This window comes from Fusobacterium sp. IOR10 (genome assembly GCF_010367435.1).
Classification (GTDB): domain Bacteria; phylum Fusobacteriota; class Fusobacteriia; order Fusobacteriales; family Fusobacteriaceae; genus Fusobacterium_B.
On record NZ_WJWY01000007.1, the window covers coordinates 39255 to 58005 of the forward strand.

The 18751-nt window shown below is 27.7% G+C and carries 22 protein-coding genes; 2 read left to right on the top strand and 20 right to left on the bottom strand.

From position 1 onward, the window contains the following. Positions 1-166: 166 nt before the first annotated feature. Together GIL12_RS02980 and GIL12_RS02985 are read right to left on the bottom strand one after the other, a co-directional pair. A complete protein-coding gene (locus tag GIL12_RS02980) occupies positions 167-1012 on the bottom strand; it encodes a class II fructose-bisphosphate aldolase (RefSeq protein WP_163468871.1) in 846 nt (281 codons plus the stop codon). A gap of 1 nt (position 1013) precedes the next feature. After that, complete coding sequence (locus tag GIL12_RS02985; protein ID WP_163468872.1) at positions 1014-2168, bottom strand: iron-containing alcohol dehydrogenase; 1155 nt, start codon at positions 2166-2168, stop codon at positions 1014-1016. A 139-nt stretch (positions 2169-2307) separates the two neighbouring features. Between GIL12_RS02985 and GIL12_RS02990 the strand changes: the two genes are divergently transcribed. Beyond that, positions 2308-3057 carry a DeoR/GlpR family DNA-binding transcription regulator gene (locus GIL12_RS02990; RefSeq protein WP_163468873.1) on the top strand — a complete coding sequence of 250 codons (750 nt, stop codon included), beginning with the start codon at positions 2308-2310 and terminating at the stop codon, positions 3055-3057. Between the two features lie 15 nt (positions 3058-3072). Next, positions 3073-3444 (top strand): methylglyoxal synthase, encoded by a 372-nt coding sequence (gene mgsA / locus GIL12_RS02995; RefSeq protein ID WP_163468874.1) that lies wholly within the window; start codon positions 3073-3075, stop codon positions 3442-3444. Between the two features lie 79 nt (positions 3445-3523). Here mgsA and GIL12_RS03000 read toward each other — a convergent pair whose 3' ends face one another. From GIL12_RS03000 to cbiT, 18 genes are all read right to left on the bottom strand, one after another. Beyond that, positions 3524-4687: an iron-containing alcohol dehydrogenase gene (locus GIL12_RS03000; RefSeq protein WP_163468875.1), complete on the bottom strand. Its 1164-nt coding sequence runs from the start codon at positions 4685-4687 to the stop codon at positions 3524-3526. A 30-nt stretch (positions 4688-4717) separates the two neighbouring features. Further along, positions 4718-4924, bottom strand: coding sequence for a hypothetical protein (locus GIL12_RS03005; RefSeq protein WP_370456696.1), 207 nt, complete (start codon positions 4922-4924; stop codon positions 4718-4720). A gap of 416 nt (positions 4925-5340) precedes the next feature. After that, a complete protein-coding gene (locus GIL12_RS03010; RefSeq protein ID WP_239056043.1) occupies positions 5341-5604 on the bottom strand; it encodes a SemiSWEET transporter in 264 nt (87 codons plus the stop codon). Between the two features lie 108 nt (positions 5605-5712). Further along, positions 5713-6465, bottom strand: coding sequence for a YebC/PmpR family DNA-binding transcriptional regulator (locus GIL12_RS03015; RefSeq protein WP_163468877.1), 753 nt, complete (start codon positions 6463-6465; stop codon positions 5713-5715). 55 nt (positions 6466-6520) lie between these two features. Further along, positions 6521-7081 carry a 5-formyltetrahydrofolate cyclo-ligase gene (locus GIL12_RS03020; RefSeq protein WP_163468878.1) on the bottom strand — a complete coding sequence of 187 codons (561 nt, stop codon included), beginning with the start codon at positions 7079-7081 and terminating at the stop codon, positions 6521-6523. Continuing rightward, positions 7074-7658, bottom strand: coding sequence for a uracil-DNA glycosylase family protein (locus GIL12_RS03025; protein ID WP_163468879.1), 585 nt, complete (start codon positions 7656-7658; stop codon positions 7074-7076). Before GIL12_RS03025 ends, GIL12_RS03020 begins: the two co-directional genes overlap by 8 nt. 8 nt (positions 7659-7666) lie before the next feature. Beyond that, positions 7667-8449, bottom strand: coding sequence for an MBL fold metallo-hydrolase (locus GIL12_RS03030; protein WP_163468880.1), 783 nt, complete (start codon positions 8447-8449; stop codon positions 7667-7669). Next, complete coding sequence (locus tag GIL12_RS03035; RefSeq protein ID WP_163468881.1) at positions 8449-9231, bottom strand: VacJ family lipoprotein; 783 nt, start codon at positions 9229-9231, stop codon at positions 8449-8451. Before GIL12_RS03035 ends, GIL12_RS03030 begins: the two co-directional genes overlap by 1 nt. A gap of 1 nt (position 9232) precedes the next feature. Next, the gene (locus GIL12_RS03040; RefSeq protein ID WP_163468882.1) at positions 9233-10474 is read right to left on the bottom strand and encodes a serine/threonine protein kinase; all 1242 of its coding nucleotides are present in this window, start codon (positions 10472-10474) and stop codon (positions 9233-9235) included. A 72-nt stretch (positions 10475-10546) separates the two neighbouring features. Further along, entirely contained in the window at positions 10547-11758 is a 1212-nt protein-coding gene (ilvA, locus tag GIL12_RS03045) for a threonine ammonia-lyase (protein WP_163468883.1), read from the bottom strand. Positions 11759-11873: 115 nt separating this feature from the next. Next, positions 11874-13352 carry a uroporphyrinogen-III C-methyltransferase gene (gene cobA / locus GIL12_RS03050; RefSeq protein WP_163468884.1) on the bottom strand — a complete coding sequence of 493 codons (1479 nt, stop codon included), beginning with the start codon at positions 13350-13352 and terminating at the stop codon, positions 11874-11876. Then, positions 13342-14244 carry a hydroxymethylbilane synthase gene (gene hemC / locus GIL12_RS03055; RefSeq protein WP_163468885.1) on the bottom strand — a complete coding sequence of 301 codons (903 nt, stop codon included), beginning with the start codon at positions 14242-14244 and terminating at the stop codon, positions 13342-13344. Before hemC ends, cobA begins: the two co-directional genes overlap by 11 nt. Position 14245: 1 nt before the next feature. Further along, positions 14246-14998, bottom strand: a complete 753-nt coding sequence (gene cobK / locus GIL12_RS03060; protein ID WP_163468886.1) for a precorrin-6A reductase — start codon at positions 14996-14998, stop codon at positions 14246-14248. Then, positions 14999-15679, bottom strand: coding sequence for a precorrin-3B C(17)-methyltransferase (gene cobJ, locus GIL12_RS03065; RefSeq protein ID WP_239056045.1), 681 nt, complete (start codon positions 15677-15679; stop codon positions 14999-15001). A gap of 10 nt (positions 15680-15689) precedes the next feature. Continuing rightward, positions 15690-16700 carry a cobalt-precorrin 5A hydrolase gene (gene cbiG, locus GIL12_RS03070; RefSeq protein ID WP_163468887.1) on the bottom strand — a complete coding sequence of 337 codons (1011 nt, stop codon included), beginning with the start codon at positions 16698-16700 and terminating at the stop codon, positions 15690-15692. Then, complete coding sequence (gene cobM, locus GIL12_RS03075) at positions 16697-17467, bottom strand: precorrin-4 C(11)-methyltransferase (protein ID WP_163468888.1); 771 nt, start codon at positions 17465-17467, stop codon at positions 16697-16699. Before cobM ends, cbiG begins: the two co-directional genes overlap by 4 nt. Then, a complete protein-coding gene (cobI, locus tag GIL12_RS03080; protein ID WP_163468889.1) occupies positions 17446-18165 on the bottom strand; it encodes a precorrin-2 C(20)-methyltransferase in 720 nt (239 codons plus the stop codon). Before cobI ends, cobM begins: the two co-directional genes overlap by 22 nt. A gap of 19 nt (positions 18166-18184) precedes the next feature. Then, positions 18185-18751, bottom strand: a complete 567-nt coding sequence (gene cbiT / locus GIL12_RS03085; RefSeq protein ID WP_163468890.1) for a precorrin-6Y C5,15-methyltransferase (decarboxylating) subunit CbiT — start codon at positions 18749-18751, stop codon at positions 18185-18187.

Consider the following 18751-nt stretch of genomic DNA (forward strand, 5'->3'; position numbering starts at 1 on the left):
GAGTATATTATATTTTACAAAATTTGTCAAATTTATTTTGTCATTTCAGATTAAAATAGCCTTGTTTAACTATATATGTTTTGAAAGTAAACATTTATAAAATAAATACTTACTAAAAAAGAGGAGATACTACCCATGAAATGGTTTTTATCTCCTCTTTTTTTTATTAATTAGCTTTATTCTCAGTTCCAAAAATTTTTATATGTTTTTTTACGTTTAAATAAGCTCCCTCTACTTCAGCTTCGCTTAATTGAAAATAATTTGTAATTTCATCATTTTTTTCTTTAACTTTATCATAAACTGATAAAAAAGTGGCTGTAGCAACATTTAATTTTGTTATACCATTTTCTATAGTTTTTTTGAAATCTTCCTCACATATACCACTTCCACCATGTAAAACTAACCTTGTATCTCCAACTGATTCGTGTATTTTTTCTAGTATCTCAAAATTTAATTTTGGTTCTTCTTTATATACACCATGAGCGTTTCCAATAGCCACTGCCATAGCATCTATTCCAGTTTCTTTGGCTAATCTTATAGCTTCCCTTAAGTCAGTATATTTTACTTTATTTGCTTCTGTCCCATCTTCACTACCACCAACAATACCTATTTCAGCTTCAACATTGGCCTTATATTTTTTAGCCATTTCAACTACTTTTTTTGTTAATTTTATATTTTCTTCTATTGGAAGTTTTGATCCATCTATCATAACTGATGAGAAACCAATATCCAATGCTTTTTTCACTGTTTCAATAGTTAACCCATGATCCAAATGGACAGCTACAGGAACTCTTGCTTGTTGAGCTGCTGCTACCATCATAGGCCCTATTAAGTCAAGTGGTGAATAGTTTAAACGAACTTCTGCTATTTGTAGTATTATTGGAGCTTGTAATTCTTCAGCTGCTTTAATTGCTCCAATTATCATTTCCATATTAGCCACATTAAAAGCACCTACTCCATATTTTCCAGCATGAGCATTTTCCAATAATGTTTTTGATTTTACTAAAGGCATACTATCCCCACAACTCTTGATAAATAGATACAATATCTTTGTGAGACACTGATTTTCTAGTATTAGCTGGACTTCCACTAGCTAGCGCATCATTAGCCATTTTATCTATATTTTCAAAAAATACATTTTTATCTATGTTTAAATCTTCTAAAGTTGGGATTTCTAAATCTTTAAGTAATTGGCTTACTGCTTCTATAAATTTATTAGCAGCTTCTTCATCTGTCATTTCTGAAGTATAAACTCCTATGGCTTTTGATAAATCAACTAACTTATCTATAGCTCCTGATTTTAAGAATACTAAACATTTTTCAAGTAATACTGCATTTGATAAACCATGAGGAACATGAAATAAAGCTCCTATGGGTCTACTCATCCCATGAACTATTGTTACTGAAGAGTTATTAAAAGCAATCCCTGCTTCTGTAGCAGCTGTTGCAACTATTTCTCTACTTTTTATATCTGAACCATCTTTATAAACTTTTACTAAATTATCAAATAATTTTTTAACTGCTGATATAGCAAATGTATCAGTTAATGGAAAGGATTTTTTAGAAGTATAAGCTTCTATTGCATGAGTTAAGGCATCTACACCAGTAGCTGCTGTTATTCCCTTTGGAGCAGTTAATGTAAATACAGGATCCACTATAGCCAAAGTAGGTATTAGTTTTCCACCTTGTAATAACATTTTTATATTGTTTTCTGTATCTGTTATTATAGTAACCTTTGTAGCTTCTGATCCTGTTCCTGCTGTTGTTGGAATAGCAACTAAAACAGGAGGCTCATTTTCTATAATTTTTCCATTATAATCCCTTATATTTCCAGGATTAGTTATCATTGCTCCCACTGCTTTCATTGTATCTATTGGGCTTCCTCCACCTATTGCTATTAAAAATTCACATTTTTCTTCCTTGTAAATTTTTATTCCTTCTTCAACCATTTTATCTGTAGGTTCCCCGTTTACACCTGAATAAATAACACATTCTACTTCCACTTCTTTTAAAACATCTTCTAATTTTTTTACATTTCCCAATTTAACCATAACATCGTCTGTAACAATTAAAACTTTTTTCCCAAAAGTTTTTAAATTAACTTTTGATAATTGTAATGCCTCTTTCCCTGCTATAATTTGTTTAGGAATTTGAAATATATTCGCCATTGCTCCCCCTTTAAAATAACTTTTGATTATATTTTGATTATGTTGTTGTCAACTTGATTATATTATTTTTTTTATCATTTGTCAAAGAAAAAAAAATGTTGTATAATAATAATATAATTTTAAATGAGAGGTTGTGCTTATGAAATACGAAAGAACAAAGAAAATAGAAGAATATATTCTAGAAAAAAAATCAGTTAAAATGGATAAACTTTGTGAAGTATTCAATGTTTCGCCAAATACTATCAGAAGAGACATTAAAGAAATTCTAAAAAAAGGAACTATTGAAAAAGTTTACGGAGGAGTTACAGCTGCTTCTAATGAAACCTTAGTCTCTTTTAAAGAAAGAAAAATAATTAATCAAAATTTGAAATCTAAAATTGCTTTAAAAGCAAGTGAATTTGTCAATGATAATGATATTATATACGTTGATTCTGGAACCACAACTGTTCATATGGTTGATGGTTTAAAAAATAAATCTGTTACAGTTTTTACAAATAATTTGAATTTTATAATTCAAGCTCTGCCCTATGCAAATATTAAAATAATAGCTTTATCAGGTTCTCTTGACAGAGCTGTAAATTCCTTTGTAGGGCAAGAATCAATTGATTTTTTAAAAAATTTAAATATACAAAAAGCTTTTATGGCAACTACTGGAGTTGCTATGAATATTGGTATTACAAATGCTTCTATAAAAGAATCTGGAGTTAAAGAAACAGCTATTAATCAAAGTTCTGAAATATTTTTACTTATGGATAGTTCTAAATTTTCTTCTTTAGGTCTTGTTACATATGCACAATTTTCAGACATTGATTTTTTATTAACTGATTTTGCTCCAAAAGAATATGTTGATTTTTTAAAAGAAAAAAATATAAAATTAGAAATTTGTTAATTTTTAGGAGGAAAAATGGAAAAAAAGATTGCTTTAATTGCTCATGACAAAAAAAAGGATGAATTAGTTGATTTTGTAAAAAAACATAAAGATTTTTTTTCACAATATGAACTTGTTGGAACAGGAACAACTGGAACTAGAATTATTCAAGCTACTGATTTAAATGTTGTTAGATATTTATCTGGCCCAATGGGTGGAGATCAACAAGTTGGAGCTGAAATAGCTAACGAGAATATTTTAGCTGTTTTCTTTTTTAGAGATCCTCTATCTGCCATGCCACATGAACCAGATGTGCAAGCTCTAATACGTTTATCAGATGTTCATAAAATTCCTGTTGCTACTAATTCTAAAACAGCAGAACTATTAATTAAAGGTCTAAAAGCTTAATAAAAATAAGGTAGAAATTAATAATTAATTTCTACCTTATTTTAAATTTAATTTTTATTTTTTTTAAACTTAATCCTCATTATAAAGCTGATTTATAGATATTTAATACATCCTCTGCTTCCAATACTTTGAAATTTCCTAATTTTCCCCTTATAGTAGCCTGTTTTGCCATTTTTTCCAATTTTTCATCATCTATTTCTACTTCTTTTAATGAAGAAGGCATTCCCAACAAATTAAAATATTCCCTTGTTTTTCTTATGGCATTATGTGCTATTTCATATTTTTCATCATTAGCGTCAAGTCCCCATACATTAACCCCATATTCAACAAATTTATCTACTGTAAAACCATTTAAAGCATACTCCATCCAATAAGGTGTCAATATAGCCAAACCAACTCCATGGGTAATATCATAAAATGCACTTAATTCATGTTCCATTGCATGAACACTCCATTCAGTTTCTTTTCCATAACTTAAAAGACCATTTATAGCAAGACTCGCAGTCCACATTAAATTTGATCTTGCTTCATAATTTTCAGGACAATCAATGGCTTTTTTCCCATAGTTTATACAAGTTTTCAACAGAGCTTCCCCCATTCTATTTTGTAAATAAGCTTCTTTAGTATTACTAAAATATACTTCGAAAATATGACTCATTATATCTGCTACTCCTGCTGCAGTTTGATTTTTTGGAACTGAAAAAGTATATGTTGGATCTAATATTGAAAATTTTGGAGCCATCCCATCGTGTATAGTTGCAATTTTTTCATTTGTTTCCATATTAGTTATTACTGCTCCTGAATCCATTTCAGAACCTGTGGCAGCTAATGTAAGAACACTTGCAATGGGAAGAACTTTTTTTATCTTTCTAGAATCCATTACAATATCCCAAGCATCTCCATCATAGTAATACCCTGCACCTATAACCTTTGCACAATCAATTGTACTTCCACCACCAACTGCAAGTATTAGTTCTATTTTATTTTCTCTACATAATTTAATCCCACTTTTTACACTTGACAATCTTGGATTAGGATCTACTCCCCCTAATTCCCAAAAATTAATATTATTTTCATTTAAAATATTAGTAATCTTATTATATAGTCCGTTTCTTTTTATACTTCTACCCCCATAAACAAACAATACTTTATTACCATAATTTTTTATTTCTCTTGCAAGAACTTCTATTTTATTTCTACCAAAAAATATTTTTGTTGGTATATTATAATTAAAATTTAACATTTTATACTCCTTTTATTTAAAATTTCATTTTTATCTAATGTAATTAACAACTTGTTGATTTCTTTTTAATGGTTCTAATGAGATATCATTTGATTTATACCCTATAGCTACAGCATAAAATGGTTCATAGCCATCTGGCAAATTCATTTTATTTACCTCTTCATCAATTGTAAATAAGAATTTAACAAGTCCTATCCATACCGCTCCTAACCCCATGCTCTCAGCTCCTATTAGAATATTTTCTTGTACTTCTTCTCTTTCTTATTAATTTAAGAACTTCATTTTCCACTTTACTTCCTCCATTACTGTTTATTTTAAAAATTTCTCTGCCTTCTGCTTGTTTCAGTTTCTAGTTATTTGCATATATACTATATAATATAATTATACCCTAATACTATTAAATTACAAGTACTCACTTTTTTGTTATATAGTATCTAAAATGATACTATCAATAAAATTAGGAGCTTAAATACTAAACTTAAAAAATAAATATATCTACCCAATAAAATTAACTATAAATTTAATTGGAGGAAAATGCAAACTTAGAATCATTTAGTCCCTAAATCTTAAAATAAAAACAAGGTGAAAATCAAAAAATAATTTCCACCTTGTTTTTTAAAATTTTATAAATGATATAACTATCATAGGCTCTTTTAATCTTTTTTAATATCTTTAACTTCTTTTAATTTATATATCAAGATAATAAAAGATAAACAAAAAGTTATTAGATTAGCTATAAAAACAGGTCTGTCTTTCATTAAAAAGCCGTATATCGCCCATAATACAACTCCTAAAACAAACATTAAATACATACCAAGTGAAATACTTTTAGTATTTTTAGTTTTAACCACTTGTATGACTTGTGGCAAAAATGATACTGTTGTTAGAATAGCCGCTATCAATCCTAAAATTTCCATACTTCCTCCTATAATTGTAAGGGATAACCTATTTTAACACAATATTTATTTTTGTCCATAAAAAAAACTCCCTAAATATAAAATATTTAGAAAGTTTTCTAATGTTCTTTAATCTATTTGGTTTAGAATTTCTTCTGGGATATCAAAATTTGAATAAACTTCTTGAACATCATCTAAATCATCTAAAGTTTCATACAAAGCTAAAACTTTTTTAGCAATAGCTAAATCAGTTACATTAACTTTATTTTCTGGTAACATAGTAACTTCAGCTTCTTCATATTTATAACCAGCTTCTGTTAAGGAATCTAAAACACTTCTAAAATCTGTAGGATCAGTTATCACTTGATATTCTCCATCTTCTTCAATTATATCTTCTGCTCCAGCTTCTAAAACTTCCATCATAAATTCTTCTGAATCTTTAACTTGGTCTGAAGAAATAATAATTTCTCCTTTTTTATTAAACATCCAAGCAACAGCTCCATCAGATCCTAAGTTTCCACCTTTTTTAGAAAAAGTACTTCTTACATCTGAAGCTGATCTATTCTTATTATCAGTTACAACATCAACTATAAAAGCTGTTCCTGATGGTCCATATCCTTCATATCTTATTTCTTGATAATCTACACCTTCTAGTTCTCCAGTTCCTTTTTTTATAGCTCTTTCTAGTATATCTTTAGGCATATTACCTGCTTTTGCTTTTTCCACAGCTAATCTTAGTCTAGGGTTGAAACTAGCATCTCCCCCACCTTCTTTAGCTGCTATAGTTAATTCTTTACCTAATTTGGTAAATAAATTAGCTCTTTTTTTATCTTGAGCTCCTTTTCTATGTTGAATATTATTCCACTTACTATGTCCTGACACAAATATCCCTCCTAATTTAAAAATATATCTATTTTATATGATACCATAACAACTTTTATTTTTCAATATTTGGAATTTTTAAAATGTTGCTTTCTTTGATTAATATATCTATTTTCTCATCGAATTCTTCTCCTGAAAAATCCTCAATTAATTGAAAATCATAAATCATTGATACTTTTACAGTATTTTTATAAATATTTTTAGATAAAAATTTATCATAGTATCCTTTACCAAATCCTATTCTATCACCCTTTGAATTAAATACAATTCCTGGAACTAGGATTAGATCAATTTTTCCATTATATTCATTTGCATAGGGTTCTGATACTCCTAATTTGCTGATTTTATAATGTCCGTCATCTTTATAGACTTTTATCATTCCATCCTCTATTGAAGGTAATAAAATTGTTTTACCTAAATTTTCAAGTTTTTTATTAAGTTCTCTAGTTTCAACTTCATTTTTCATATCCATATAGCTCATTATTATTTTAGATTTTTTAAGCTCTTCCAATTTTAAAAAATTATTTATAATAATTTTACTCATTTTTTTCTTATCTTCAATAGATAAATTTTCTCTAATTTTCCTAACTTTTAATCTTAAATTTTTTTTATCCATAAATATCATCTGCTCTCTCTTTTATACTTTGTAAATCTTTCCAAAAATCCAAGGCTGCTTTGGACTTCCTTCCTGTATTTTCTCTAACTTTTTTTATATATTCCACATCATAGGTTATTAAAAATTCTATACTACCCTTCCATTTGAAAAATTTACCCCTTTCATTATTCATATTTACTTCTCTTTTTAAAATAGCCTCTGCTACGCTTTGTCCAAAAAATATAATTATCTTAGGAGAAATTAAAGCTATTTCCATATCCAATAATTCAAGAAGTTTTAATTGTTCCTCTTCATATAAATCTCTAAATTTTGATTTTTGTTTAGTTAATGTTGTTATAAAATAATGTTTTGGGGAAATCTCAGCTAAATCACAAAGTTTAATTAAAAATTCTCCACTGGAACCTATTTCAAATTTTAGATCCTCATTTTCATAAAGCTTACTGTCATCTCCTATAAATAAAATTTTACTATTCTTATTTCCGCTCCCTAAAAGAACTTCTTGTTCTGTTGAATTTTTTAATCCTTCTAAATTTCCTATTTCAAACTTTAATTCTTCCCATAATTCCTCTTTATTCATGAATCCTCCTAAATTTTATATAATTTAGTTACTATATCTTGACTTGCTATTTCCACAGGTACTTTTATCTTTAATCTATTTAATTCATTAGATATAGTCTCTGAAACAATTTTTCTGGTATTACTATCTTTGCTCACATGGGCTAAATATACTTTTTTTAATTTCTTATTGTATGTTTCACATATAAATTTAGCAGCATCATTATTTGAAAGATGACCATTTCTACTTTTAACCCTATCCTTTAGATCCCAAGGATAATCACATCCCATTAACATTTGATAATCGTAATTTGATTCAATTACTATTATATCTGAATTTTTAAAATATTCTCTAACTCTATTATCTATATATCCTATATCTGTAGAAATACTCAAAACTTTCTTAGAAATTATTCCTTCCATTCTAAAACCAACAGTTCTTGCTGCATCATGCATTACATCAAAGGGTTTCACTCTAACTTTATTTTTAAAAATAATTTCATTTATATCAATAAATATTAAATTCTCAGGTTTTATTTTTCCAAGTTTTTTTTCACATACATTATAACTTTCCTTTGTAATATAGATTTTTAAATTATATTTCCTAGAAATTATTCCTGCTCCTTGAATATGATCAATATGTTCATGTGTAATTAAAATACCTTCTATCTTACTTATGTCCTCTTTTATTTCTAATAATCTTTCGTTGATTTTTTTACCACTAAATCCTGCATCAACAAGTATTTTAATTCCATCAATTTCTATAAAAGTAGCATTTCCTCCACTTCCACTTCCTAGTATTGATATTCTCATTATATTCCCTTTCCTTTTGAATAATATTTATTTTTTTCATCTAGTACATCTAAATACTTTTTATTTAAGTATCTAAAATATTCATACTCAAAAACATAGTCTGTATCCATAAAATATATTCCTATATTTTGTTTCGTATCTAATCCCATCAATAATATTGCATATGGATCTGTTAAATCCATACCTAGATAATCATATACTCCTATTTCATTTAATCCATATGTATTTATAGCATAAGAACTTAAATCTCTCACATTAGAAGGTCCTAAGAAAGGTGCAACTAAATATGGACCTGAGCCAACACCATAATAAGCTAAGGTTCTTCCAAAAGTTTCCCTATGTTTTAACAAACCTATTTTTGATGCTGGATCAAATAATCCACCAATTCCAATTGTGGTATTTATAGCAAATCTAAAAGTTGTCTCCATTCCATCATAAAATCTTAATTGTAAAAATTGATTTATTCCAGTGGAAATTTCTCTGAAATTTGAAAAAAAGTTTTCAATTCCCCGTCTAATAAAATTAGGAGTATAATATTCATATTTGCTTATTACAGGATAGGATACATACCTATCAAACATCCCATTAAAATAATATATTCTTCTATTCAAAGGACCAAATTTATCATTACCCCCAAAGAATATTTCCTTGTCATAATCTATCTCTTCAATATACTTTACTTTTTCTATCTTTCCATATCTATAACCTGTTTTTAAAGATGAACAAGAAAAACTCAAACATGCTAAAAAAATTATTAGGATTTTGTTTTTTTTATCAACCATATTATTTCTCCTTCATTATATTTAGCATATAATCCACATTCTCTTGATAGAACATATTTCCACAATGTCCACCCCAAGGATAAACTTTAATTTTATTTTTAAAAGTTTTTTCCAAATACTTGATATTTTTGCTTGTTAATATTAGTTCATCTCTATTTGTTACAACATAAATATTCTTGGAATTTTTCAAATAATTATCAATACTCTTTAAATCTGACATTTCCTTAACTTTATTTAAAGTTAACTTATCTCCATATAATTCTCTATAGTATGGATAAGCTACTCTATCAACATAATCTTCAAAATTTGAAAATTTTATTTCTTTAAAATATTTAGTCATATCTTCATATTTGGAAATTTTTCCCTCACTATATATATTTCTTTTATTTAGGGCATCTGATAGAAAATTAATATCTATTGATGTAAGTCTAAATACAAAACCTATTCCTAATTTTAAATCATCCCTACTTATTTTCAATTTTTTAAATATTTTTTCTGGATTCTTCATATCTATTTTATCTTCATATTTAGATAATTCGTCAACTAACTCATCCATTCTTCTTAACATAACTTCAATATTTTTGTTTGTTAATTTATCAAACATAACATCTAAAAGCTTTGCAGAATCATATAAATTAACTGCTGGATTTATAACAAAAATTTTGTTAAAATTAAAATATTTTTCTTTTTCGTCTATAAAGCCTAGTACTGCTGAATGAGTCCCCCCTAAACTATATCCTACCAAGTTATAATCTTCAACCTTTGTTCTAGTTTCAACATATTTACTTATATTCTTTATTGCTCTATACAAATCAACTCCATCTACCACTAAATTTCCTGGCATTTTATTATACGACAAAGAAACCACGGAGTTAGAATTCATAACTGATGAAATTCCTACTACGTGGTATCCTGCTGTATAAAATATTCTCTCAAAATATCTTGTTTTAATTGAAGTTGCAGAAGACCCTGTTCCTGATAAAATAAAGACCAAAGGTGCTTTTTTGTTTTGTAATGCTAAAGAAAACTTATATTTTTCTTGATACTTTAAATTTTCTGGAATATCTCTAGTTTTTATCATTTCCATACGATGTACTTCCACTGGAATCTTTTCTCTTATTCCTTGAGTCATCATTTTTGAAGTTCCTACCACTGTTGCTATGTATGGATCTTTCATTGGAAAATCATAAGCAAAAATTAGATTTTGTAAAATAATATATAAAATAAATATAATCTTTTTCATAAAATCCGTCCTTTTTTTAATTTTATAACTATATAATACTAAAATTTTATTAAAAAGACAAATTTTTTAAATTTATTTCATTAAATTATATCCAGCTGATTTTATTTTAGCAATAATGTCATCTCTATGAGTAGCATCTTTACATTCTATTGCTATTGTTGCTACTTGAGAATTCATCTTAGCATCTGCTCTATACATAGATTGATTTATTCTTAGTATATTCGCTTTATTTTCACTTAATATCATTAATAACTTTTCTAACTCCCCTGCTTTATCTAATAATTCAACATTTATTTCAACTTTTCTTCCTTCGTGGATTAAAGCTGCATTTATTATTCTTTCAATTGCAGTAATATCTGCATTTCCACCAGATATTACACAACAGACTTTTTTATTTTTTTCCTTTATTTTTCCAGACAAAACTGCAGCTACTGTGGAAGCCCCTGCCCCCTCTGCTAAAATCTTACCTTTTTCAAGTAAATATAAAATTCCTGTAGCTATTTCACCTTCTGTAACTGTAACTATTTCATCCACATATTCTGATATCATTCTACAAGTTAAGTCCCCTGCTCTTGCAACTGCTATACCATCAGCTATTGTTGGAGATGTTTTTATAGTACAAGGATGTCCTTCTCTAACAGCTTCCATCATTGAAGCTGCATTAGCTGGTTCCACACCTATTATTTTAGTTGAAGGTTTTAAAGTTTTAATTGCTTTGGCTATTCCAGAACAAATTCCTCCTCCTCCAATAGGTACTAAAACTATATCTATATCATCAATATCTTCTAATATTTCAAGACCAATTGTACCTTGTCCTGCTATTACATATGGATCATCAAATGGATGAATAAATGTAGCCCCTGTTTCTTTTTGTATTTCACAAGCTTTTTTATAGGCATCATCATAAACTGTTCCCACTTGAACTACTTCTGCACCATAGGCTTTTGTAGCAATTACTTTTGAAAATGGAGCTGTCCCTGGCATAACTATAGTAGATTTTATTCCTAAAGCTGTAGCTCCTAAAGCTACTCCTTGAGCATGATTACCAGCAGAAGAAGCAATTACTCCATGAGATTTTTCTTCATCTGTAAGATTCATTATCTTATTCATAGCTCCTCTTATCTTAAAAGAACCTGTTTTTTGTAAATTTTCTAATTTTAAAAAAACTTTATTCCCTGTTTTTTCAAACAAACTTGGGCACTCTAGCGTTTGAGTTCTCTTTATTGAACTTTTTATTGTTTCTGCTGCCTCTTTAATCATTTCAATTGTAACTACTTCTTCCATTTGTAATCCTCCTTAATTTTGATGAAATTAAAAAATAATCAATTTTTAATACTAATTTCTCAATAGCTTTATATTAAAAGTATAGTTTTTTTGGTAACTTTTTTCAAGCTTTTTTTTATTTATTTAAGTCATACATAATTTTTATCATCTCATCTCCTGTATATATATCTGGTTGTATTATATTTTCTTTTTTTATATTTTTTAATTTTTTTGATGTTAAGGGTCCTATGGTTATTATTTTTGTATTTTTTAAAGAACATAAGTCATTTTCCAAACATTTTATAAAGTTTTCTACCGCTGATGCACTAAAAAAAGTTATATAATCAACTTTGGAAATTACTTCTGTTAATTTATTTTTTTCTACTTTTAATGACATATTTTTATATGCCTTTAAAATTTTAAAATCTCTATTAAATTTCAATTTTAATTCTTCTTCTCCCAAAGGGGATATATCTGAAGTGACTACTAAAATTTTGTCTTCCTTTTCTGTAACCTTTGACATTTCTTTAGCTAATTCCAACCCTAAATAATTTTTTGGCATAATATCTGCCTTTATTTTATATTTTTCTAGCTCTTCCCTTGTCCTATCCCCAACAACACCTATTTTTATATTCCCTAATTTCCTTATGTCGTCTAAATTGTCAAAAAAGAACTTTACTCCATTTGGTGAATTAAACATTAATCCTTTATATTTTCTCAATTCATCATAGGAAAATTTATTTAAATTATTTTTTAAACTTATCATTGGAAGGAGTATTGACTTTCCACCATTTTTTTCTATTTTTTTGCAAAATTCATTTCCTAACCTTTCCTCCCTTGTAACTAAAACAGTTTTTCCAAATAAAGGTTTATCCTCAAACCATTTATAATCTTTTCTTTTATTTACAACTTCCCCTATAATTATAATTGCTGGAGGTTTTATATTTTCATTTTTTGCCAATTGATATATATCTTTCAATGTCCCTTTTATTGTTCTTTGTTTTCCTGTACATCCATTTTCAATAATCCCAACTGGAGTTGATGGATTTTTACCATTTTTTATTAATTCCTTTGAAATAAGCTCTAAGTTTTTTACTCCCATTAAAAATATTAAAGTTCCTTCTAATTTTCCTATACTTTTAAAATCATGATATGGATTATTTTTTGCTGTCATACCTGTAAACACATGAAATGACTTTGCTATTCCTCTATTAGTCACTGGTATTCCTGCATATTCTGGAACTGATATTGCTGATGTTATTCCTGGAATTATTTCAAACTCTATTTCATTTTTTATTAATTCCTCTATTTCTTCTCCCCCTCTTCCAAAAACAAAAGGATCTCCACCTTTTAATCTAACTACAGTTTTACCTTCCAGTGCCTTTTCCACTAAAGTTCTATTTATTTTTTCTTGAATCAATCCACCTTCAGTATTTTTTTTCCCCAAGTATATTTTTTCAGCTTTAGGATTTGAAAATCTAATAATAATATCATTTACTAATCTATCATAAATTACACAATCAGCTTCTTCTAAACATCTTTTTCCCTTTAAGGTCAATAGTTCAAAATCTCCAGATCCCCCTCCAAGAATATAAATCTTCCCTTTATTCTTCACTGATATCCTCCTGTATTTTCTTTGCTAAAACATGGGCTATTTTTTTCCTATCTGTTTTTCCACCTCTAAAAACTCTCTTATACATGTTCTTATCTGAACAATACATTCCTTGAAGTTCAATCTCATCTCCTACAAAATATCCAGCACATCCCATTGGAGTGTGACATCCTCCATCAAATATTTTAGAAAATTCCCTTTCCACTTCTATTATTTCCATTGTTTTTTTGTCAGTTATTTCTTTTAATATCTCTAAAAGCTCAGCATCATTGCCTCTACATTGGATATATATTGCTCCCTGTGCTGGAGCTGGAATCACATCTTCTATACTAAAGTATTCTGTTATTTTATCTTCTAATCCTGTTCTAATTAATCCTGCTCCTGCTAAAACAATCCCATCAAAGTTTTCTTCTTTTAGTTTTTTTAATCTAGTATGAATATTTCCTCTAATTGGTTTTATAATAGCATCCCTTCTTAATTCTTTAATACATCTAGCTCTTCTTATTGAGCTAGTCCCTATTACTGGATTTTTAGGTAAATCTTTTAAAAATTTTCCTGTTTTTGATATAAATACATCTCTATTATCTGCTCTTTTTGGAACTCCCCCTAGAATTAATCCATTGGGACTAACACTTGGCATATCTTTCATAGAGTGAACTGCAAAATCTATTTCCCCATCTAATAATTCTTTTTCTATTTCCTTAGTAAAAAAATTTTTTAAAGAAACATCTTTATTTCCCCAATTTGTTCTTAAATCTTTATCTCCTGTTGTTATAATTTCCTTTATATGAAATTCTAACTTTGGAAACTTTTCTTTAATTAAATTCATTACTATCTTTGTTTGGGCTATGGCTAAAACACTTCCTCTGGTTCCTATTTTAAAAAGTTTTCTCATTTTATTCTCCTATATTTTCTTTGAATTTTTTTAAAATAACTTTTAAATCATCAGTTTCCCAAGAATAGTTAAGAAGAGGTTTTTTTAATATAACTACTGTAATATTATTTTTTAAAGCTGATTCTATCTTTTCCTTTTCCCCACCTATATCTCCACTTTCCTTTGTTATTAAATATTTTATATTATAATCCTTATAAATAACACAATTAAAATCTTTAGTAAATGGACCTTGTATTCCAATTATATTTTTTGCCAGCACCCCTATATTTTCAACTTTTTGTATAGCATTTACAGTTGGTAAAACCCTAAAATAAATACTTTTTAAATTTTTTAAATTTTCAAATTTTTTTACACTGTTGCTACCTAAAGTACTTAAAATATTTCCATTTAAATTTGATACAAATTCTACTAACTCTTCTATTCTATTAAATTCAATACAGTTATCATATTCATATGTTTTTCTATTAAACCTATAATATTCAATGTTTTTATACTTTGAAACTTTCATAGCATTTTTGGAAACATTTATAGCATATGGATGAGTAAAATCAAATATCCTTTTCACATTATGTGTCTCCACAAATTCTAACATTTCATTTTCTTCCATAGCTTTCACTATTACCTTTAAGTTATATTCATCTAGTAATTTTTTCCCATATTCACTTATTGTTGTCACCAGTATATTTTCTCTAAACTCTATTAAAGATTTTAGAAAGCATCTTGAATCTTTAGTTCCACCAATTATCCAATCCATTTAATCCACCTTATATCCTCTTGGAGTTATCATTTTCCCATCTTTTACAAAGGTTTTTGAATTTCCTACTATAACAGTTGAAAACATATTTATTTCACAGTTAAGCATATTTTCTATATCTGTTATCTCATAGTTTTCTCCTATTCTTCCAACGTTTCTAGCTATTAAAACTGGAATTTTAGAATCCTTATACTTCATCATAATCTCTCTTGCTTCTTCTATTTGCTTGGTTCTACTTTTACTTTTAGGATTATAAAGTGAAATAACAAAATCTCCTTTAGATGCTAGTTCTATTCTTTTTTTAATTAATTCCCAATCAGTTAATAAGTCACTTAAAGAAATTGTTACACTATCGTGCATAATGGGAGCTCCTACTAAAGATGCGCTGGCAGTGGCAGCAGTTACCCCTGGTACAACCTCAACCTCTATCCCTGAGCCACTAGCTATTTCCAGCATAATACCTGCCATCCCATAAACTCCAGCATCCCCTGAGCTTATTAGGGACACAATCTGCCCTTCTCTAGCTAGTCTCAGTGTTTCTTCGCATCTTTCTATTTCTTTTTTCATAAAAGACTTTATAAAAATTTTGTTTTCAAATATTTTTTCCACTAAAGAAACATAAGTTTTATGCCCTATTATTACATCTGATTTTTCCATGGAATTATAGGCTCTAAATGTCATGTTTTCTTTATTACCTGGACCTATCCCTATCACATAAATCTTTCCTATCACTTGTTTCCTCCTCAAATATTGAAAGTGTAATTCCATCATATTTTAATTTTTCAACTAATAATTTCCCTTTTTTATTTGAAGCTAAATATGCTGATGGTGCTGAAACACTGTAAACTCCAACTGACTTAAATACAAACTCAGATCCTTTAAATTTCCTATGAACTAACTTTATATCTTCTTTATTTATTATTTTTAATTCTTTTTCAAAACTTTTAGCTGCTTCTATTATTCCTTTTTCATTTTTTTTAATGTCTATTGTAGCAAAAAACCTTATCCCTTGTAAAGATAAATTATTTTTTTTAAAGCTATCCTTAATTGCATCTATTATCTCATTTTTAGTTTTCCCTTTTTTGCACCCTATACCCACTATTAAATTTTTAGGAATTATTTTTGAAATTTCTATTTTTTCTCTATTACTCACAATAATTACCCCACTTGGATTATAAGATGTTATATTATGTGGAACCTTTAGCTGAACTTTTTCCCCTGCAACTATTAAACTAGTTACTTTTTTAGCTGATTCTAAATCCTCTATCTTAGAATTAATTCTCATAGCAATAGTATCCACTGCTATTTTTCCAGAAATATCTGATGCTGTTGTAATCACAGGTATGGATTTTAGTATTTTTGCAATTTTACTAGTTAATTCATTTGCTCCACCTAAATGTCCTGATAAAAGTGAAATTACAAAATTCCCCTCTTGGTCAACAACTAATACTGCAGGGTCCTTATCCTTTCCCTTTAAATATGGGCTTATAACTCTAACAGCAATCCCAGTTGAAGTTATAAAAATAAATGCATTGTATTTTAAGCAAATTTCTCTATAAGTATCTGATAATGAATTTTCTATTAGCTTAGTTCCATTTTCTTTCAATTTAGAAATTGTGTATATATCACATTCTATTTCTTTTTTTATCTCATAACTCTTGGATAGCCCTTTTTCAGTAACACATATAACAGCTATTTTCATAACTCTTCCTTTTTTATTCCCTTTCTAAATTCATGGGTGAAATATTTATCATATAACTTAGATTTTGAATATTTATTTCCTAAAAAATTTCCTACTAAAATTTGAGCTGTTTTAGTTATGTTTGCTTCTTCAACTAATTTAGCTATATTTTCCAAAGTTCCTTCTACAATTTTTTGATCTTTCCATGTTGCTTTTTGAACAACTGCAATTGGAGTATTCTTTTCATAATGCTTTAATAATTTCTCAACCACATTTTCTATCATATGTACTGATAAAAAAATTGCCATTGAACATTTATGTGAAGCTAACTTATCTAGAGATTCATTCTCTGGAACTGGAGTTCTTCCTTCCATCCTTGTGCAAATAACAGTTTGGCTAACATCTGGCAATGTAAATTCTTTTTTTAACACTGCTGCTGAAGCTAAAAATGAACTTACCCCTGGGATTACTTCATACTCAATATTATTTTCTTCTAATATATTCATTTGTTCCCTATGAGCTCCAAAAATAGAGGGATCCCCTGTATGTACCCTGGCTACTTTTTTCCCTTTTTTCACATTATTTATTGTTGTTTCCATTACCTCTTCTAAATTCATTTTAGCACTATTATATATTTTTGCTTCTGGTTTATGGCACTCTATAATTTCTCTAGCTACTAATGAACCTGCATAAATTATTATGTCTGCTTCTTTTATAATTTTTTGACCCTTTACTGTTATTAATTCTGGATCTCCAGGTCCTGCCCCTATAAAATAAACTTTTTCCATTGTTCTATTCCTCCTTTTTTCAATAAAAGAGTTGAAAAATAAGGTATATTATTTTCATCTAATTCATCTAAATTAAAATACACTCTTTCTTTTTCTTTTCCTGATTCACAAACTAAAATAACATTATTCTCGTTTCCAGTTTCCTTTAAAACTTTTTTTAATTCCTTAAATTTTAAAGAAACCTTCATTATTACAACATTATCTATTCCATCTATCTCTTGTTTTATATTACAATTTTTATGTAAAGGTAATATCTTTAAAGTTTCATTCCCAATTACTAGAGGAATATTAAATCTTGAACTAAGATCTGAGAAAGAAGAAATTCCAGAAATTGTCTGAACTTCATATTTTGAGGATATATTTTCCAACAAATATATGTATGTACTATAAACCATAGGATCTCCTATAGTTAAAAATGCTACATTTTTATTGTCCTTTAAATATTTTTCCACTATTTCTGCATTCTTTTTCCTTTCTTTTTTTCTCTCATCTAATTTAGGATTCATTGAAAATTCAACATTTACCAATTTAACATCTTTTTTCAAATATTCCTTTGCTATATTATAGGCTGTACTCTTAAAATTTCTTCCTGCATTTGGAATTAAAACTATATCTATTTTCTTTAATATATTTACTGCTTTTATTGTAAGCATCTCTGGATCTCCAACCCCAACACCTATCCCATAAAATTTATTCATTTTTTACCTCTCTATCTTTTTATTTTTTAGCACTTATTATATATATGGGATTTTCTCCAGTCATCATAGTATAATCCCCTATGTTTTTATTTTTGGAAATACTTACATTTATAATTTGAATATCTTTCAATATTTCTTTTTTTTCCTTTAAAATTTTTAAAACTTCACTTAAAGTTTCAAGAGCAATAGTATTTATAACTAATATACTATTATTTTCAGAATGTTTTATAAAATAATCTACTATTCCTTCCATGTTATTAGAAGAACCTCCAATAAACATTCTATTGAATTTTTTTATTTTTAAATCTTCAGGAGCATTTCCATGAATTATTTCTAAATTATTAATTTTAAATTTTTCCATGTTATCCCTAATGAAATTAACAGCCATTTCTTTTTTTTCAACAGCATAAACTTTTCCAGTTTCTAAATAGGTAGCAGCTTCTATTCCTATACTTCCTGTTCCTGCTCCAACATCTATTAAAATAGAATCTTTCTTTAAATCTAGTTTTCCTATTGAAATCATCCTAATTTCTTCCTTTGTCATTGGGATTTTTCCCCTTATAAACTCTTCATCTTTAATATGCAT

Excerpts from the sequence above, each read along its gene's own strand:
- GIL12_RS03010 (WP_239056043.1), bottom strand. The coding sequence starts at position 5,604 with ATGGAAATTTTAGGATTGATAGCGGCTATTCTAACAACAGTATCATTT.
- GIL12_RS02985 (WP_163468872.1), bottom strand. The coding sequence starts at position 2,168 with ATGGCGAATATATTTCAAATTCCTAAACAAATTATAGCAGGGAAAGAG.
- GIL12_RS03040 (WP_163468882.1), bottom strand. The coding sequence starts at position 10,474 with ATGAAAAAGATTATATTTATTTTATATATTATTTTACAAAATCTAATT.
- ilvA (WP_163468883.1), bottom strand. The coding sequence starts at position 11,758 with ATGGAAGAAGTAGTTACAATTGAAATGATTAAAGAGGCAGCAGAAACA.
- GIL12_RS03030 (WP_163468880.1), bottom strand. The coding sequence starts at position 8,449 with ATGAGAATATCAATACTAGGAAGTGGAAGTGGAGGAAATGCTACTTTT.
- GIL12_RS03035 (WP_163468881.1), bottom strand. The coding sequence starts at position 9,231 with ATGGTTGATAAAAAAAACAAAATCCTAATAATTTTTTTAGCATGTTTG.
- cbiG (WP_163468887.1), bottom strand. The coding sequence starts at position 16,700 with ATGAAAATAGCTGTTATATGTGTTACTGAAAAAGGGCTATCCAAGAGT.
- GIL12_RS03000 (WP_163468875.1), bottom strand. The coding sequence starts at position 4,687 with ATGTTAAATTTTAATTATAATATACCAACAAAAATATTTTTTGGTAGA.
- cbiT (WP_163468890.1), bottom strand. The coding sequence starts at position 18,751 with ATGCATATTAAAGATGAAGAGTTTATAAGGGGAAAAATCCCAATGACA.
- GIL12_RS03025 (WP_163468879.1), bottom strand. The coding sequence starts at position 7,658 with ATGAATAAAGAGGAATTATGGGAAGAATTAAAGTTTGAAATAGGAAAT.
- mgsA (WP_163468874.1), top strand. The coding sequence starts at position 3,073 with ATGGAAAAAAAGATTGCTTTAATTGCTCATGACAAAAAAAAGGATGAA.
- cobI (WP_163468889.1), bottom strand. The coding sequence starts at position 18,165 with ATGAATAAATTTTATGGGATAGGTGTTGGGGTTGGAGATCCAGAGATG.
- GIL12_RS02980 (WP_163468871.1), bottom strand. The coding sequence starts at position 1,012 with ATGCCTTTAGTAAAATCAAAAACATTATTGGAAAATGCTCATGCTGGA.
- GIL12_RS03020 (WP_163468878.1), bottom strand. The coding sequence starts at position 7,081 with ATGGATAAAAAAAATTTAAGATTAAAAGTTAGGAAAATTAGAGAAAAT.
- hemC (WP_163468885.1), bottom strand. The coding sequence starts at position 14,244 with ATGAGAAAACTTTTTAAAATAGGAACCAGAGGAAGTGTTTTAGCCATA.
- GIL12_RS02990 (WP_163468873.1), top strand. The coding sequence starts at position 2,308 with ATGAAATACGAAAGAACAAAGAAAATAGAAGAATATATTCTAGAAAAA.
- cobJ (WP_239056045.1), bottom strand. The coding sequence starts at position 15,679 with ATGACATTTAGAGCCTATAATTCCATGGAAAAATCAGATGTAATAATA.
- cobK (WP_163468886.1), bottom strand. The coding sequence starts at position 14,998 with ATGGATTGGATAATTGGTGGAACTAAAGATTCAAGATGCTTTCTAAAA.
- cobM (WP_163468888.1), bottom strand. The coding sequence starts at position 17,467 with ATGGAAAAAGTTTATTTTATAGGGGCAGGACCTGGAGATCCAGAATTA.